This is a genomic window from Granulicella sp. S156 (genome assembly GCF_009766105.1).
In the GTDB taxonomy this organism is placed as follows: domain Bacteria; phylum Acidobacteriota; class Terriglobia; order Terriglobales; family Acidobacteriaceae; genus Granulicella.
The window spans coordinates 212,825-228,853 of the sequence record NZ_LMUH01000006.1; the positions used below are offsets into that span (position 1 = coordinate 212,825).

Sequence of the window (16,029 nt, forward strand, 5' to 3'; positions counted from 1 at the left end):
ACACAAGGCGTGATGCAAAGAATGTTTGTGGTGCGCTTTGCCTCTGTGCCGCAATAAACTCGGGGGTCCCTCGCCTACGGCTCAGGATGACGACGAAAAACAAGTGGGCCCACAAGCTGTTTCGAACGTAGCGACTACTCGTAGCCGATATTTTTGAGCGCAGACTTCCCGAGCCGCTCGGATAGCTGCGCGAGATAAAGGCTTTGCGGTTTAACCGGAGTGCCGGATGAATCAATAATGCCCTGATGCAGTGGAACAGCAGCGGCGCCTTCGAAAGCAGGCTGAGGAGGATCCAACTCTTCGCCGCGGTTGCCGATCGACCAGTTGGCCGTCCCCGGAGGAGTATTCGTTGCGAAGGACTTTGCGGTGCAGTTCCAGATCACGGACCAGCCGATGGCCCATCCATGCCCTGAACCCATCATGCCGCGGTTCATGAGATCGATGCTGCCCTCAGGGGCTTCGCTGCTGTCAATCAGGAGACCGGTCGACCAGCGCTGATGGGGCTGGACGTGACTGTCTCCAGTGAAGTGGCAATGGAGCAAAACCACAGGTCCCTGCTGTTTTGCCTGGGTCGCGAAAAAGAAGGTGTTATCCCCACTGCCGGTGCAGCGGTCGAACAGAATCTGCTGGCCGTTGGACTCGAAATCGAAGGGCTTTGCGGCGCCGACGATGGGAACGCGATTAACAACATCGGTTTTGACTACGGTGATGCGCTCGGTGCCTTCATTGATTCCCACGGAACTGGTGGTTTCCTGGAAGGAAAGAGCTTTGACCCAGCTATCGACGGCATCGTCCATCTTGAGTCCATCAAACTCAGGCTGACCGAGCGTGATGCTGCGTCCCGGTGCGGTTATGCGCAGGTCCTCGACTCCAACTTCGGAGACCTGTCCGCTTACTTCGACTTTGGTAACCGTGACCGAACCTGCGCCGAGATACTTGGCGTCATAGGAGTCCATCAGCGGCACTTCGAGCGTGACCGTATTACCGGAGATCGAAGAGATGCGGCGGCGAACCTCAAGCGAGCCTGAGATCCAATGCTCAGGTTTTCCCTTGCGATTCCCGAGCGTGTCCATGCCCATGAAGTGGACCCATGCGGGGGTGATGGGTTTTACGATCAGCAGCGTGTCTCCTGCGTGAAAGCCCGAAGCATCATTTACATGGAAGGTGTTGGTGCCGGACGGAACGTAGGCGTCAGTGAGAGTGGCTGGCTTGCCTGCCAGTTGCTGGTTCAACGTGCCGGCGATGCGAATCGCGAGATGCGGATCGCCGGTCATGACGATCGACGTTCCCTGAGCGTCGTCTCCAGTTCCACGCAGGACCACGCCAGAGGACGTGATCGAAATTGTGCCGGAGCAGTGAAACGTGCCCTTCGCCAGGACGACCGCTCCTCGAAAGCCATCGATCAGCGGCATCTTCGCTACTTCATCGACCGCCTGCTGGATAGTCGCGGTATCGTCCTTTCCGGAGGGGGCTACGGTGCGTTTGGCAGGCACCGAGGGCAGGGCTACGCCGCCGCCTTTGTATCCGGCCGAGGAGAAGTCTGCGATGTGGTCTCCGGTCTGGAGGTGGGCATAGACGAGTTTGCCGTTGGGACCAGGGGTAACCCAGTGGCTCTGGGCCATGAGACGGGGCGTGCTGCACAGCAGGGCTGTTGTGAGCAGGGGTAAAAATACCTTCGCGGCTTGTGGGGAGCGGGATGCGGAGACGGGGAAATCCTGCACCTCTCGGTATTTTTTGTGTGGCAAAGACGATGTCATCTGTGGCAACCTGTTTTGCCCCGGAGCGGGCGCACAGAAACTGTACGCCATCGGCATAACAATCGCCCACAAAAAAGATGTACTACTGGCAAAAATAGTGCACATTGGCGCGGATACCGCACTGCGGGTGTTGGGGGTGAGTCTGTCGTGGAATCTTCAAACAGAGGTCTCGATCGTGCTGTAGTATTTCGTACAAATCCAGTTCTACAAAATCAGTGCCATGAAGACTTGTCCTCAGTGCCGCAGCACGTATCCGGATGACTATCAGTCCTGTCCGCGCGACCAACAGTTGCTGACCGCGGCGATGCCGGAGATCGGGCCGGGCAGCATCCTGCGCGGCAAATACGAGGTGTTGAGCAAGCTCGGAGCGGGCGGCATGGCGACCGTCTTCAAGGTGCGGCACCTTGCCTTTCATCAGACGGCAGCGCTTAAGCTGGTGCACCCCGAATTCCTCTCGGACCCCGCCTTTCTGAAGCGTTTCCGAAATGAAGCCGTGGTCGCCTGGCAGCTGAAACATCCCAATGCCGTGCGGATCGACGATCTGGACTTTACCGAGGACGGCCGGCCCTTCATCGTGATGGAGTACATCGAAGGCATGTCTCTGTACGACATGCGCAAGCAGAAGTCAGGGCCCTGGCCGGCGGAGCGCTGCCTGACCATTGTGGCGCAGGTGGTGAGCGCACTTGGGGCAGCCCATACCGTGGGCATTGTGCATCGTGACATCAAGCCCAGCAACATCATGCTGACCAATGGACCGGACGGCCGTGCCCTGGTCAAGGTGTTGGACTTCGGTATTGCCAAGACCAGCGACCGGGCGTTCGCGGGTATGACCTCGGTGATGACCGCTGCGGCTATGATCGTCGGCACGCCGGAGTACATGTCGCCCGAGCAGGCCAGCGGAGGTCCGGAGAGCGCGATCGATGGCCGGGCGGACCTCTATGCGGTAGGGGTGATCCTGTACGAACTCGTAACAGGCGCCCATCCGTTTCGTGCGGATACGCCGATGGGGATGCTGGTGCAGCAACTGCACACCGCACCCTCGCCACCCAGGACGATCAATTCCGACGTATCTCCAGCGCTGTCAGCCTTAATAGTGAAGGCTCTGCAGAAGAAGCCCGAGGACAGGTTCCAGAGCGCGGCGGAGATGCTGAAGGCCGTTGAAGACCCGGAGAAGTGGTGGCGCGAACAGCAACCGGCCGTGCAAGATCCGCAGCCGACAAATCCGGAGACTCCGACGGCAAATGTTGTTGCTCCGGAACAGCCGCTTCCGGTACAGGTCATGAACCCGCCGTCCACAGTCGCGCCGGCGACCTTTGTCATGAGCGTACCGGAGACGAAAGACATTCCTCCTCCGAACGTTCGTCTCTCGCCGAGGCCGGTGCGTCAGGCTGGGAAGCAACTCAATCAAAACCATGTCTGGCTGGCGGTTTTCGTGGTGGTGTTCCTCGTTGTGCTTGGAGTGGGAGGCTACCTGCTCTTTGGGCGCAAGAGAGTTGAGCCAGTTCCGCAGGCAGTTAATCCACCCGTTCCCGCTCCAGTGACAACTCCTGCGCCTGCGACACCGCCTCCGCCCCCGGAGGCCGCCGCACCCAGCCCCACTGAGCCTGCGGCGAATCCCGACTTAGGCTCGCCAGCAAAGGATGCGGAGACCTCGCCAGCACCGACAGCTCTTCCGCCTTCTGCAGCGGCTCCTGTTGTGGATGCCGCGAAGATTCAGGTTACGAAGCTCCTGAGGAGTGGCCAGAGCGATCTCCGCAAGCAGGACTTTCGCGAGGCTGCCCAGTCCTTTGCGTCGGCGTTGTTGTTGGACAAGAACAATGCTGAGGCAAGGCGAGGTCTGGCCGCAGCACAAAAAGGTGTAGCCGGGCTGAGTGTTGCTGGAGCTTCTCCAAAGCCTCCCCCGGTGGCAGGGCCTGCCTCAGGCGCTGGCGGGGCAGCAGGGCCTTGCGCTGGCGGCGGCAACATCGTCGGTGGGCAGATGCTCGAGAAGCCCGCCCCCACCTATCCGGCGGCAGCGATCTCGGCGCATGTGACCGGAGTTGTTACGGTGCGTGCCTTCATCGCAAAGGACGGCTCGGTCAAGAGCGCTACGGCGGTCAGTGGCCCTGAGCTACTGAAGGGCGCGGCAGTCGATGCGGTCAGAGCCTGGAAGTACAGACCGTTCCTGCAATGCGGCCAGCCGGTTGAGGCGGAGACCACGGTTAGCCTGAACTTTAATTTGGGTGCGCAGTAGGTATTTCTTCTTATCTTTTGGCTGCACCCGGCTTGTTTTGGCGCGACGAAACTGTAAATTTCCCAAGTAACAAAACTAAAGTTACAGAGAGAAAAATAAGCATGTTGTTCGGGTAGTTTAAATGGTTCTCCCCTCCGCAAACGTTCAGATGGTAGATTGCATTCTGATATGCGAGTGCTTATTGTTGAGGACGAAACTCGGATTGCCCATAACGTTGCGACAGCGTTGCGTGAGGGTTCTGGCTTTGCGGTGGACTGTTCCGATAACGGTACCGATGGCGCGACTCTGGCAGGGCAGGGGCACTACGATCTGCTGCTGCTGGACCTGATGTTGCCTGGCATGGACGGCCTCGGTATCGTCCGGCAGGTTCGAGCGCGTGGGGATGCTACGCCGATTCTTGTGCTGACGGCCCGCAGCGAGCGTGCGAATGTGATCCAACTTCTCAATGCCGGCGCCGACGATTACCTGACGAAGCCTTTCGACCTTGGGGAGTTGCTGGCGCGGGTCAAGGCGCTGATCCGGCGCGGCAAAGGTGTGGCCCATCCTGTGGTTGCCATCGGGCGGCTCAGTATCAACTCGATCGAACAGACGGTGCGATGCGATGGCCAGCTCATCGACCTCTCGCCAACCGAGTACCGGATCTTCGAATACCTCATCTTCCGTCCGCGCGCCATCGTCTCCAAGCGGGAGCTGCTCGAACACCTCTACGACTACCGCTGGGAACATCACTCCAACGTGATCGAAGCGCATGTCTCCAACCTGCGCAAGAAGCTGAGAGTGATGGGAGAAGAGGCCACTGTCGAGACTCTTCGCGGCCGCGGATACCGCCTGTATGCGCCGGAGAAGGAAGCTTGAAGCCACGCTCGCTGACGCGTCGGCTGATCGGCGGTGTGCTGCTGGCAGAGTTTCTGTGTGCGGCAACGTTCTCGGGTGTTGCCATCGCCCATGAGATGCATGGACGCAGGCGCGCCTTCGACGTGATGCTGCGTGGCCGTGCCGACTCGTTGATGGGCGCAGTTCAGGATGCCGAGGACCCGGACGATAACGTCATGGTGGATCCGACGGAGCTGACACTGCCTGCTGAAGACGCCTACGCCGTAGCGAACCCCGCAGGCCGCGTGCTGGGGCACTCTCCGGAGTCGTCTCCTGAATTGCTTGCGGTGCTGGAATCGGCCTATCCGGATGGCTACTTCAACTTCAAGGTAGCGGGGAAATCTTACCGGGCGTTGCGCACGCCGGGAATGCGCGTAATCGACAGGGAAGAGAAGAAAGGAGCCGTCCGCTGCCCGGTGACGGTCCTCTACGCCGCTCCTACTGCTCATCTGTGGCATGAGACCGTGGAGGCCGTTCGCTTCTATGTGATCGCGGGAGTGCTGCTGCTGGTTGTGACCGGACTGGCTCTTGTCTGGCTGCTGCGGCGCTGGCTGTCGCCTCTGCGAGAGCTCGCGGAGCGCGCTGGCCATGTGTCGGCGCAGGCGTGGGGGTTCGTGCCGCCGGAGGCCGCCCTGCACACCCGCGAGCTGCAGCCGATCGCTTCGTCGATCCAGAAGCTGTTGCATGGGCTCCGGCAATCCTTTGAACGACAGCGCCAGTTCACGGGAGACGCCGCCCACGAATTGAAGACTTCGATTGCGGTACTGAAGTCGAGCCTGCAACTTCTATCGCTGCGCCCGCGAACGGTCGAGGAGTATCAAGGTGGCATCGAAGAAGTAGTCGTCGATACAGAGCGCATGGAAGACCTCACAGAGCGGATGCTGGCACTCGCTCGCCTGGAGGAGGCACCTGTGCGCGGCAGGGAGCCCGTCGACCTGGCGCTGGCTGCGCAGTCTGTTGCGGAGCGGCTGCGTCCTGTGGCGGAGTTGAAGCAGGTTCCTATTGAAGTCACTGTCCAGAACGCGCTGCCCGTCACCATGCCGCTCGACGATGCGGAGATCCTCTGCTCCAACCTGATGATGAATGCGTTGCAGTACAGTTCACCCGGCAGTGGCATCGCCGTGCGCGTAGAGAGCCATGCAGGTGTAACCATGCTGCTGGTAGAGGATCATGGCGAGGGCATCCCTGTTGAGGCTCTTCCGCATGTCTTCGATCGTTTCTACCGGGCCGATGTCTCGCGAAGCCGCAACAGCGGTGGCGCGGGGTTGGGGCTCGCGATGTGTAAGGCGATTGTGGAGCGCTGCGGTGGAACTATCGAGATCGCGAGCACGCCAGGGGTAGGCACGCAGGTGAAGGTGACACTACCGGCAATAGTGTAGAGCGAGTCGCAAATCTGGGGATATTTCTTCACTGTTTACCGCATCTTCAGCGGCGTTTAAGTATTTCCAAAGATGATGAGTGGTGGGCAGCTCTATGTCTGCCGAGCTGTTCAGGAGAAATCAATGTCCTTGTTGCCTTCCCGTATCGGTGTGCGCTTGTTTACGACCCTTGGCTCTGCGGCGCTATGCTGCACACTCGCCCACGCTCAGCAGCCTTACAAAGTTCTCGACCACTGGAAGATCGGCGGCACAGGAGGCTGGGACTACCTGCTCGCCGACCCCTCGGCACACCTGCTGTACGTTACTCATGGCCCACGCGTGGAGGTGATTGATACCGACACCGGCAAGCCAGTCGCCGCGATCACCGGCTTGAAGGGGACGCACGGGATCGCGCTGGATTCCGACGGCAAGTTTGGCTACATCAGCGATGGCGGGAGCAACGACGTCCTTGTCTTCGATCGCCACAGCTTCAAAACCGTGACGACGGTCCCCGCTGGCACGAATCCGGACGGCATCGTGTTCGACCCGGCGACGAAGACGGTATGGGCGTTCAACGGCCGCAGCAACAACGTTACGGTCATCGATACCACCACCAACCAGGTCGTTGCAACGCTGCCGGTCCCCGGCAAACCAGAGTTCCCTGTTGCCGATGGTCAGGGTTCGGTCTACGACAACATCGAGAGCACCAATCAAATCGTCCGCTTCGACTCTCGCGCGAAGAAGCAGACGGCAGCATGGAAGCTCGAGAACTGCGACTCGCCCTCGGGCCTGGCACTCGATAAAGAGCATCGCCAGCTCTTTGCGGTGTGCGACGGCAAGAAGATGGCGGTTGTCGATGCCGACAGCGGCAAACAGCTCGCCTCCCCCAGCATCGGTGACAGTCCGGATGCGGCCGGCTTCAGCGCGAAGCATCGGTTGGCATTTAGCTCGAATGGCGAAGGCACATTGACAGTCGTCGATGCCGCGCACGATTTCAAGGTGATCGAAGATCTGCCAACAGAAAAAGGTGCGCGGACAATGGCGTATGACTCCGGCAAGGACCGCATCTACGTGGTCACAGCGCAGTTGGGTCCGCGCCCTGAGCCGACGCCGCAGGTGCCGCGGCCAAGACCGGCGGTGATTCCGGATAGCTTTACGGTGATTGTGGTTGGGCGGTAGGGACTGAGTTCTACTTCACCTGGAACAGGACCTGTCTCATCCGGCCGCTCTGAAAAAGCCTTGACGCAATGGGCGCGGCGGTTCGCAATGGCGCGCGACGACATTGGTGTTTCGTTATAAGCACTCCAGCCGTCGCGTATCGTTGCGAACCGTAGCGCCCATTGCGTCAAGGCTTTTTCAGAGCAGATTCCCTGTCTTTTCTTTTCTTAAAAATACGAATAGTATATACATGGTGCGATACGAATGGGATGAGCGGAAAACCGTCTAAACCAGCGCAAGCATGGCGGAATCTCATTCGAACTGGCAGCACTGGCCTTTGAGGACGAGCGCTGCCTGATCGGCCAGGATTGTGTCGATGAAACCGGAGAGCAGCGCTGGCACCTGATTGGCGCCGTCTCGATTGAATCCGGAATCACTGCCGTTTTGCTGGTTGTTCACGCCTATAGGGAGAATATCCATGGGGAAGAAGTCATTCGCATCATCTCAGCCCGCCGAGCTGAAAAGCATGAGTTCCGAAGATATCAAGAGCAGACAGTGGACTGAAAAGGAGCGGCAAGCTCTGCGCAACGCCAGCGAGCGCCAGGCTTCGAGCGACGAGTCGAGTCTCGATTTTTCGGAGATACCACGGCTGACCGAGAAGCAGCTCTCAGCTTTGGTAAAGCTGCGCGACGCCAAACGAAAAGTGGCGGTCAGTGTCCGTCTCGATCCGCAGGTGCTCAGTTGGTTGCGTGCCAAGGGCGACGGGCACCTCACTCGCATCAACGATATTTTGGTCAACTTGATGGAAGCCGAGCGTCGCATTGGCTCGAGACGATAGTGTCCCTCAGGCTTCCCGTTCCCGATTACGGGTAAGCAGGTAGTACACCACCGGTGTTACCACCAGGCTCAACAGCATCGAGATCGCCAGGCCTCCGATTACTGCAATTGCCAACGGCTGCAACATTTGGGATCCAGCGCCAAAAGCGAAGGCCAGCGGCAACATACCGCAGACCGCGGCGACGGCGGTCATCAAGATAGGCCGCAGCCTCCGCTGCGCAGCCAGCAGCATGGCATCGCGAGCGCTGGCTCCCTCCGCGCGGAAGCGTTCGTCGGCATCGAGCAGCAGAATACCGTTCTTCGCCACGATGCCGATCACCATGATGAGTCCCATGAATGAAGCGACATTGAAGGTGATGCCGGTAAGCAGCAACGCGAAGACGACGCCGACGGTCGACAACACGGAGGACGCAAGGATCGCGACCGGAGCCGAGAGATTGCGGAACTCCGCCAGCAGCACCCCAAAGACAAGCACCAGCGCCAACAGGAGCACGCGCAGCAGATCCGCAAAGGACTTCTGCTGCTCCTGATAGGTTCCGCCGTACTCCACACGCACGCTCGGCGGCAGGTGCATCGCCGCGATGACTTTCTGTACCTGCGCCACACCTGTGCCAAGATCGGAACCTTCAAGACGGCCGGTTACGACGACGGTCTGCTGCAGGTTTTCGCGATGAATCTCGTTCTGTGGCGGCAGTTGCGTGATCTGCGTCATGGAGCCGAGCGTAGCGGTATGGCCTGTGCTGCTGTTGAAGACCGTGTTCTCGATGGCGTCGAGCGAGCTGCGTGTCTCGTCGCCCAAACGCACGCGGATGGTGTAGGGCCGGCCGTTTGCAATCAAGGGATCGTTCGGCGTCACGCCGTCGAGGATGGACGTCGCGTCCTCGGCCACCTCCGTTGGTGTGAAGCCCAGGCGAGCGGCCAGCACGGGGTCGACCTGGAAGTTGGTAGCGGGGCCGCTGATCGTATTTTCGACACCGTTCTGAACGTCGACCACGCCCTTCACCTTGCCGATAGCGTCGGCGACGCGTGGGCCGAGCTCATACAGCAGCTTCGAGTCGTTGGAGAAGAGCTTGATCTGGATCGGCTCAGGGGCGTTGGATAGGTCGCCGATCATGTCCTGCAGGACTTGCGTGAACTCGACATCCAGCGCCGGCTCGGTGGATTTTATCTGCTCGCGGACATCGTTCATCACATCGTCGATTCCGCGGCTGCGTTTGGACTTCAGCTTTACCGTGATGTCGCCAAAGTTCGCTTCCGTGACCGCCGCGAGTCCCAGCTGCAGTCCTGTGCGGCGCGACGTGCTTTCGACCTCAGGTGTGGCGTTCAATATCTGCTGGACGTGGCCGATCACGCGGTTCGTTTCAGCCAGGGAGCTGCCTGCAGGCATGGTGCAATCGAGAATGAAGCCGCCCTCGTCCATCTCGGGCAGCAGATCAGAGCCGAGCGAGCGATACGCAAAGAAGGCGCAGCCGCCCAGCACGATGCAGAGGAGTCCGAGTAGTTGCGGTTTGCGCAGCGACCACTCCAGGGCGGAGCGGTGCCACTGCATCACACGCGCGAGAACACGACCGGGTTCAGGATGTCCGTCTGCCTCCAGTGGGGTTGCGTCTCCTCTTCGGCCGCGCAGCAGTACGATGCCAAGGCTTGGAGTCCAGGTGAGCGCCAGCACCAATGAGGTCAGCAGCGAGATGGTCATGGTGATGGCCAGCGCGCGGAAGAAGCTGCCGGTTACGCCCGTCACGGCTACCAGCGGCAGGAAGACGACAACAGGCGTGATCGTCGAGCCGATCAGCGGGCGCATGATCTCGCGTAGCGCTTTGCGCACCGCTTCGATGCGGTGCTCGCCCGCGTCGCGATGCAGCACAATGTTTTCTACCACTACAATCGCATCGTCGATGACCAGACCGATAGCGGCAGCCAGACCTCCGAGCGTCATCAAGTTGAAGCTCTCGCCGATGATCCAGAGGAAGAGGATGGTGATGGCCACGGTGACCGGAATCACAAGGCCCGCGATGAGAGACGAGCGCCAGTCATGCAGAAAGACGAAGAGAATGACGCAGGCAAGAATGAGGCCGATGAAGATCGCATCGCGCACGCTGGCGATGCTCTCGCGCACGAGCTGCGACTGGTCGTAGAAGGGTTCTAGCGTAACGCCCGGCGGCAGCTTCTGCTTGAGTTGCGCGATTTTCGCCGCTACCTGGTCCGCGACGGCAACGGTATTGCCCGAAGACTGCCGCGTGATGTTGATCAGCACAGCGGCTTTGCCGTTCGCGGTCACCACGGTATAGACGGGCATCGTTGCGTTTACGACCTGGGCGATGTCGCCGACACGAACCGCGGCGCCGCTGGCGGTAGTCTTTACGACGAGCTGCCGCAGCCCATCGATATCGTGCACCTGCGCGCCGACGAGGCCGAGTACCAACTGATGGTCCTGCTCGTAGAGGCCGGGCGAGTCGATGATGTTCGACGACTGAATGGCATTCGTGAGATCAAGGATCGTCACTCCCGCAGCCTGCAGCTTCGCGAGGTTTGGGATGATGTGGAACTCCGGGACCTTGCCGCCTTGCACGGTTACCGTGCTGACGCCGGGCACGCGGTTCAGTGGTGGCGCAAGATCATAGGTGGCCAGCTCCCAGAGTTGGGTCTGCGAGACCGTGTCCGACGTGAGGCTATATCCCAGAACGGGAAAGGTCGCGAAGGTCAGCCTGTTCGTGGTGATCTTCGCCGTTGCCGGCAAGCTCTGCTGGACTGTGTTCAGCGCGGTGTTCACCTGCTGTAAGGTGTGGAACATGTCCACCGACCAGTCGAAGAAGAGGCTTATTTCGGCCGAGCCGCGGCTGGTGTTGGAGCGTACCGTGACCAGCCCTGGAACGCTATTCACCGCGTTCTCGATCGGCTTGGTGATCGTTACTTCCATCTGTTCAACGGGCATGACGCCGTTGTCGACACCGATGACCACACGTGGAAAGTTTGTCTCCGGAAACACGGAGATCGGCACGCGAAATGCGGCCCAGGCTCCGGCGAGCGTAAGCACGAAGATGAAGAAGAAGATGGTGCGCGTGGAGCGCGCCAGCCAGAAGGGCTGTGAGTCAGGCGAGGCCATTAGTCTTTGTCCCCGCTCTGGCCAGCGGCTTTCATCTCCACTTTTGTTCCTTCGTCGAGGCCGTAACCGCCAGAGGTGATGATGGTGTCCGACGTACCGATGCCGCTTGTGATCTGCACCTTATCGGGAAGGCGAATGCCGACCTGTACAGGCTTCAAGTGCGCTGCGCCGTCGCTGCCGATGACCATCACGCCGAGGCTTCCGTCTTTGGCGGGAATCAGTGCCTCCGTTGGAACCTGCAAGGCGTCCGGCACGGTCCTTCCGGCGATCGCGAGATGCACGGGCGTTCCGGCCTTCAACTTGCCGTCCGGATTCTTCAGGCGTACCCAGACCTCAACCGTAGTCGAGCCGGGATCGAGCGCCGGACTAATCAGAGAGACCGTGGCATCGACCGGCGCATCCATGCCTGGCACAGTGACCAGGGCCTTGTCTCCCACCTTCATCCGCTGCGTTACCGCTTGCGAAAGATGGACCTTCGCGAGCAGCGAGGAAGTGTCCATGATGGTGATGACCGGCGTGCCTGCCTGTGCAGTCTCACCGCTGAACAGAGGACGGTCGGTTACAACGCCGTCGATGGGGCTACGCAGCGAGGCGTAGCTCAACAGCGCCTCGGCGTTCTGGAACTTGCCCTTGGCCGAGGTCAGCTGGCCCTCCGCGCTCTTGCCGGCGGCGGTGTGGCTGACACTCTGAACGGATTGCAGATGCTTCGCCGCCGTGTCATACGCAGCCTGTGCCTGCACCAGTGCGGCCTCTGCGGTGTCGAGATCACGACCGGGGACCGCGCCCTCTTTGAACAGTTGCCTGCGCCCGCTCACGATGCTCTTGTTGAGATCAAGATTGGCCTTGGCCTGTGCGAGATCGAGTTCGGCTCTCTGGGTGTCTTCGGGGATCTGTGCTTTGGTGGTCTGGTCGTAGGTTGCCTCGGCTGCGGTGTAGCTGCCGCGATTGTCGAGTGCCGTCGCCGCAAGATCGCGGTCCTCGAGCGATACCAGGAGTTGTCCCGCATGCACGTGCGCTCCGCGCTGCACGTAGAACTCTTTTACCGGCGCGCTGATCTTTGGTGACAACGCGGCTTGTGCGAGGGGCGCAAGAATGGCGTCACCCGTGATCTGTTCCGAGATCGGTCCTGTCTCCGGCTTGGCAGCTTCTACTGAAACCGCGACCTCCGGCGTTGGCTCGGATTTCTTGCAGCCGGCTATACCAAGGCACAGCAGCACGGCAAGAAACTGCATGGAGAGATATTCGATATTTTTAGGTCGAAAGGGCATGGGTCAAAACCTTCCCGTAAGTGTCTGGAGGTTGGCCAGCGCAACTTGATAGCGAACGGCGCCATTGGCGCGTGCGGTTTCGGAAGAGATGAGCGTGCTCTGTGCGTCGACAACTTCGAGCACTGTGCCTTCTCCACCGGTATAGCGAAGCCGAGTCAAGCGCAGGCTCTCCTGTGCGGTTGCGACGCTGTTGTCGAGCGAGGCTAGTTGGTCGCGGGCGGTAGCAGCTTCGTCGTAGAACTCCGCGAGATCCGCGATCAACCGGCGCTGCGCGGAGGAGAGCGCCACCTTCGCGGCGTCGCGGCGAATCTCGCTCTGCTTCACCTTGTGTTGGGTCGCGAGCCAGTCCCAGACAGGGATGTCGAGGGTAGCGCTGGCGGAGTAGCCGAGGTTCTTTGTGCCATCCGGCCCTTTCGCTGCAAACTGCGGAGCGTCGACTCCGTAGGCGAAGTTCAGTCCAAGGTCTGGGAGATAGGCAGCGCGCGCTGAAGTTACTTCAGCCTGACTCGCATGCAGCGAGGCCAGCGCACGCTTCAACTCGGCGTTGTTCTGCGCTGCAGAGGCTTCGACGTCGCTGCGGTCTGGAAGCACAGGCGTTGCAGGTGTCTCGATCTGGAAGGCGGTGCGCGGGTCAGGGAAGAGGAGTACGCCGAGTTCCAGACGAGCTTTCGAAGCTGCCACCTCTGCGTCGGCCAGATCGCGGGTCCGCTGCTGCTGCTGCAACTGCGCTTTTACAACATCGGCATGGGCCGACTCGCGCGCGTCTTCCCGCTGCTGGGTGAGCGTCACGAAATGATTGGCTTCGTCAGCGGCATGTTCGATTGCTGTGAGCTTCTCATCAGCGGAGATCAATCCGTAGTACAGCGCCACAACGGCTGAGATCAGGCCACGGCGCGCGATCTCCATCTCCGCGGCAGACTTCGCAGCGTTGGCATCGGCAAGCGTTACGGCGCTGAACTGCTGCAGCCCCAGCCTCTCAGTCACGACGCCCTGGCTGGCGTATTCATGCACCGCGTTGTTGGCGATGAATCGCGGCGCGGAGGCGGTGGCTGTCTGTCCGATGCGATCGTTTGACCCATTCCCCTGCGTAAAGAGGTATTCATTGTGATAGGTCGCGGAAGGCAGCAGGCCCGCGCGCGCGATCGAACGGTCCAGTTGCGAGACGCGGCTATCGGCTGCGGCTGCCGCAAACGCCGGCTCGTTGGCCTCAGCACGGCGAATCGCTTCATCCAGCGAGATCGTCGTGGGTGCGGTGGTTGCCGCATCAGGTCCCGATTGTGCTGCGGAGGGCCTTGCGCAGGCGAGCAGCGCAAGGCAGAGGGTGAATCCTGTGCGATAGTTGCCGATTGAGCAGCGAAGCATCATTCGAACAAAGATTACAGGTTGCACCTTAATGTTTGCTGAAGAAAGACATCAAGAGCTTCGCGAACGCATGAAAAGGCAGAACAGTACGGGAGTTCATAGCAAAGACAGAAAAGCAGAGCCTGACCGGCTCTGCTTTCTGGTGTGCTGCGAACGATACGTCTTGATCCAGTCGCTTGCTTTCAAGACGAATGGACTGATTTCTACCGGCGACCGCCGCCATGACCGCCGCCGCCACCACGCGAAAATCCAGCGGCGTGTTCCCCGCCGGCATCATGACCGGCATTGCCTGTGTGGCCTTGCCCGTCCCGCGCTTCGTTCCCGTGGAAGTGGTTGAACGACTGCTCTCCACGAGCTGGTAGCGGGCCATGATAACCATTACGAGGATCGTAGCGGTTATCGACATGCCCATAGAAACCACGATGACCGTGGAACCAGGGGCCGGCTCCTATGAAGATACCGCCAGTGAACCAATCCGGACCGTAGTATCCGTAGTGAGCACAGTCATACGGCGCATAGTCGAAGTATCCGTAGGGGCAGTCGGGGGCTACACCGATATCAACCGAAACTTGAGCCGGTGTTTTCGCGCTGTTGGCGAACAAAAATCCAGCAGCAAGTGTAAGCAGACCGAGAAGTTTGGAAACGCGCATCTTTCACCTCGCAATAGAGGCTACTCCATAATCAGCAGCCTGTGTCTAAATTAGATGGCCTACACCTGTTCCCAGGCTGCTTAGCCTGCACCCGAATCTTATCGATTACTGCAGGAACGGTTTTGCGGCGCGGATACTGTGCTCTGACGATGCCAGTCGTCAGAAATAGTCGGCCAGCTTCACTTGCCGGATATCGCCACTCTGCATGGTGAACGTCAAGGTAGTTCCACTTGCGCTGTACCTCAAATTAGCGAGCGAGGTCTCGGGCCACGCCTGCACCGACTTTCCGTTGATGAGGGTGCCTTTGTCTCCGACCTTAAATCCGGCAGCCTGCGCCGGACTATTCGGTGCGACGAATTCTACCGCAAACCCAGCGTCCGCCTTCGTCAAAGAAAGTCCCAACCGATCTTTGGCGAACTGTGCTCGCGCGGCATCGGGGTAGGGCACTGCGTAGAGTCGCTCATGGGAATAGTCGAGAATCAGGCGAAAGTGAGTGAGAACCGGAAGGCCAAGATCGCCGGCGATTGCGGTGGACGTGGTTCCGGCCACACTGGAAGGTATCAATGCAGCAGGCATATTCACGAACGTGACGCCAGCGAACTCAGCACGGTTCAAAGTAGCAACTGGTTCAACGACGAATCCGCCGGTACCGGCAGCTAATCTCTTTGAAAGTCGTCGGGCCCCCCAATAATTTGTGCGACTCATAGTAGGGCTGGTACACGAGTATCTCTCCGGAGTTGCCCAGACCTAATTCAAACTGGGCTGGCGGCGCACCTTCAATGGATACAGGGACCAAGTGCAGATCCTCGACCGGAATCAGCGGAACCTCCACCGCTCCATCCGGCTTAGCTTGGCTGGCAGGATCGCGAAAGGCGATACGGTGATGAGCGAAGTCGATATCCACAGTGAGTTCATTGAACGCATCGTCACCCAGCAAGAACGGCAACGGGTGCCCTATATGCCTGGCAAGTGGCGCGAAATCGACGACCGCGGCAGAGGTGTTTTGCAAGGTCAGGTCGCCGATCTGAATTTGCAGGCCATCAATCGTGGTGGAACCACTGCCAGGGTGAAGACCGACCGAGGCAGCAAATGTCTTGTCGATATCCGAGACAGGAAGACCCGTTGCGAGTTGGACCATTGTGTCGTGGCCGTTGATCTTAACCGGAACGAAGATGCGTTTCCCATCCTGGAACTCGAAGTTGATCCAGCCTGTTGACAATGCGCCGTCCTTGAAAATCGCCTTGTGAGCTGGAGCCGGGTTTGCCGCGCACGAAATATCCAGAGTGCCAAAGGCAAGAACCAAAGCAGCCATCGAAGCCAGTCTCATTTTTGATTCTCCCAAAGTGATTGAGTTCATAGACTGTCCCAAAGTCTAATCGGTCAACAATCAGCGCAGCCGTGCCCCCGGAAGGGGATCGAATCCGGCCTCG

The 16,029-nt window shown here is 59.7% G+C and carries 13 protein-coding genes; 6 read left to right on the plus strand and 7 right to left on the minus strand.

The genetic code is table 11. The annotated features are described in order from the left end of the window. Positions 1–134: 134 nt before the first annotated feature. Positions 135–1,757: a DUF4955 domain-containing protein gene (locus GSQ91_RS05510; RefSeq protein ID WP_158820253.1), complete on the minus strand. Its 1,623-nt coding sequence runs from the start codon at positions 1,755–1,757 to the stop codon at positions 135–137. 220 nt (positions 1,758–1,977) lie between these two features. On the opposite strand from GSQ91_RS05510, the gene GSQ91_RS05515 reads away from it, so the two are divergent. The 6 genes from GSQ91_RS05515 to GSQ91_RS05540 all read left to right on the plus strand — a co-directional run bounded on the left by GSQ91_RS05515 (position 1,978) and on the right by GSQ91_RS05540 (position 8,217). Further along, the gene (locus tag GSQ91_RS05515; protein ID WP_158820254.1) at positions 1,978–3,990 is read left to right on the plus strand and encodes a TonB family protein; all 2,013 of its coding nucleotides are present in this window, start codon (positions 1,978–1,980) and stop codon (positions 3,988–3,990) included. Between the two features lie 168 nt (positions 3,991–4,158). Next, positions 4,159–4,845 (plus strand): response regulator transcription factor, encoded by a 687-nt coding sequence (locus GSQ91_RS05520; protein ID WP_158820255.1) that lies wholly within the window; start codon positions 4,159–4,161, stop codon positions 4,843–4,845. Beyond that, positions 4,842–6,242 (plus strand): cell wall metabolism sensor histidine kinase WalK, encoded by a 1,401-nt coding sequence (locus tag GSQ91_RS05525; RefSeq protein WP_158820256.1) that lies wholly within the window; start codon positions 4,842–4,844, stop codon positions 6,240–6,242. Before GSQ91_RS05520 ends, GSQ91_RS05525 begins: the two co-directional genes overlap by 4 nt. A gap of 123 nt (positions 6,243–6,365) precedes the next feature. Beyond that, complete coding sequence (locus tag GSQ91_RS05530; protein WP_158820257.1) at positions 6,366–7,400, plus strand: YncE family protein; 1,035 nt, start codon at positions 6,366–6,368, stop codon at positions 7,398–7,400. A 309-nt stretch (positions 7,401–7,709) separates the two neighbouring features. Beyond that, positions 7,710–7,943 carry a BrnT family toxin gene (locus GSQ91_RS26190; RefSeq protein ID WP_254064375.1) on the plus strand — a complete coding sequence of 78 codons (234 nt, stop codon included), beginning with the start codon at positions 7,710–7,712 and terminating at the stop codon, positions 7,941–7,943. Continuing rightward, positions 7,858–8,217 carry a BrnA antitoxin family protein gene (locus tag GSQ91_RS05540; protein WP_158820258.1) on the plus strand — a complete coding sequence of 120 codons (360 nt, stop codon included), beginning with the start codon at positions 7,858–7,860 and terminating at the stop codon, positions 8,215–8,217. The genes GSQ91_RS26190 and GSQ91_RS05540 overlap by 86 nt, the downstream gene beginning before the upstream one ends. A 6-nt stretch (positions 8,218–8,223) precedes the next feature. On the opposite strand, the gene GSQ91_RS05545 is transcribed toward GSQ91_RS05540, so the two are convergent. The 6 genes from GSQ91_RS05545 to GSQ91_RS05570 form a co-directional block, all read right to left on the minus strand. Beyond that, positions 8,224–11,319, minus strand: coding sequence for an efflux RND transporter permease subunit (locus GSQ91_RS05545; RefSeq protein WP_158820259.1), 3,096 nt, complete (start codon positions 11,317–11,319; stop codon positions 8,224–8,226). Beyond that, on the minus strand, positions 11,319–12,587 hold the full coding sequence (locus tag GSQ91_RS05550; protein ID WP_254064372.1) for an efflux RND transporter periplasmic adaptor subunit: 1,269 nt from the start codon (positions 12,585–12,587) through the stop codon (positions 11,319–11,321). The genes GSQ91_RS05545 and GSQ91_RS05550 overlap by 1 nt, the downstream gene beginning before the upstream one ends. 3 nt (positions 12,588–12,590) lie before the next feature. Further along, entirely contained in the window at positions 12,591–13,952 is a 1,362-nt protein-coding gene (locus tag GSQ91_RS05555) for a TolC family protein (protein WP_254064373.1), read from the minus strand. A gap of 200 nt (positions 13,953–14,152) precedes the next feature. Next, positions 14,153–14,599 carry a hypothetical protein gene (locus tag GSQ91_RS05560; RefSeq protein ID WP_158820260.1) on the minus strand — a complete coding sequence of 149 codons (447 nt, stop codon included), beginning with the start codon at positions 14,597–14,599 and terminating at the stop codon, positions 14,153–14,155. Between the two features lie 159 nt (positions 14,600–14,758). Continuing rightward, positions 14,759–15,214: a PDZ domain-containing protein gene (locus GSQ91_RS05565; RefSeq protein ID WP_158820261.1), complete on the minus strand. Its 456-nt coding sequence runs from the start codon at positions 15,212–15,214 to the stop codon at positions 14,759–14,761. Positions 15,215–15,227: 13 nt separating this feature from the next. After that, positions 15,228–15,926 carry a retropepsin-like aspartic protease gene (locus GSQ91_RS05570; RefSeq protein WP_158820262.1) on the minus strand — a complete coding sequence of 233 codons (699 nt, stop codon included), beginning with the start codon at positions 15,924–15,926 and terminating at the stop codon, positions 15,228–15,230. Between the last annotated feature and the right edge of the window lie 103 nt (positions 15,927–16,029).

Bases quoted from the DNA above. Each gene is read 5' to 3' on its own strand.
- GSQ91_RS05550 (WP_254064372.1), bottom strand. From the start codon at position 12,587: ATGCCCTTTCGACCTAAAAATATCGAATATCTCTCCATGCAGTTTCTT.
- GSQ91_RS05530 (WP_158820257.1), top strand. From the start codon at position 6,366: ATGTCCTTGTTGCCTTCCCGTATCGGTGTGCGCTTGTTTACGACCCTT.
- GSQ91_RS05555 (WP_254064373.1), bottom strand. From the start codon at position 13,952: ATGATGCTTCGCTGCTCAATCGGCAACTATCGCACAGGATTCACCCTC.
- GSQ91_RS05515 (WP_158820254.1), top strand. From the start codon at position 1,978: ATGAAGACTTGTCCTCAGTGCCGCAGCACGTATCCGGATGACTATCAG.
- GSQ91_RS05520 (WP_158820255.1), top strand. From the start codon at position 4,159: ATGCGAGTGCTTATTGTTGAGGACGAAACTCGGATTGCCCATAACGTT.
- GSQ91_RS05510 (WP_158820253.1), bottom strand. From the start codon at position 1,757: ATGACATCGTCTTTGCCACACAAAAAATACCGAGAGGTGCAGGATTTC.
- GSQ91_RS05570 (WP_158820262.1), bottom strand. From the start codon at position 15,926: ATGAGACTGGCTTCGATGGCTGCTTTGGTTCTTGCCTTTGGCACTCTG.
- GSQ91_RS05560 (WP_158820260.1), bottom strand. From the start codon at position 14,599: ATGCGCGTTTCCAAACTTCTCGGTCTGCTTACACTTGCTGCTGGATTT.
- GSQ91_RS05540 (WP_158820258.1), top strand. From the start codon at position 7,858: ATGGGGAAGAAGTCATTCGCATCATCTCAGCCCGCCGAGCTGAAAAGC.
- GSQ91_RS05545 (WP_158820259.1), bottom strand. From the start codon at position 11,319: ATGGCCTCGCCTGACTCACAGCCCTTCTGGCTGGCGCGCTCCACGCGC.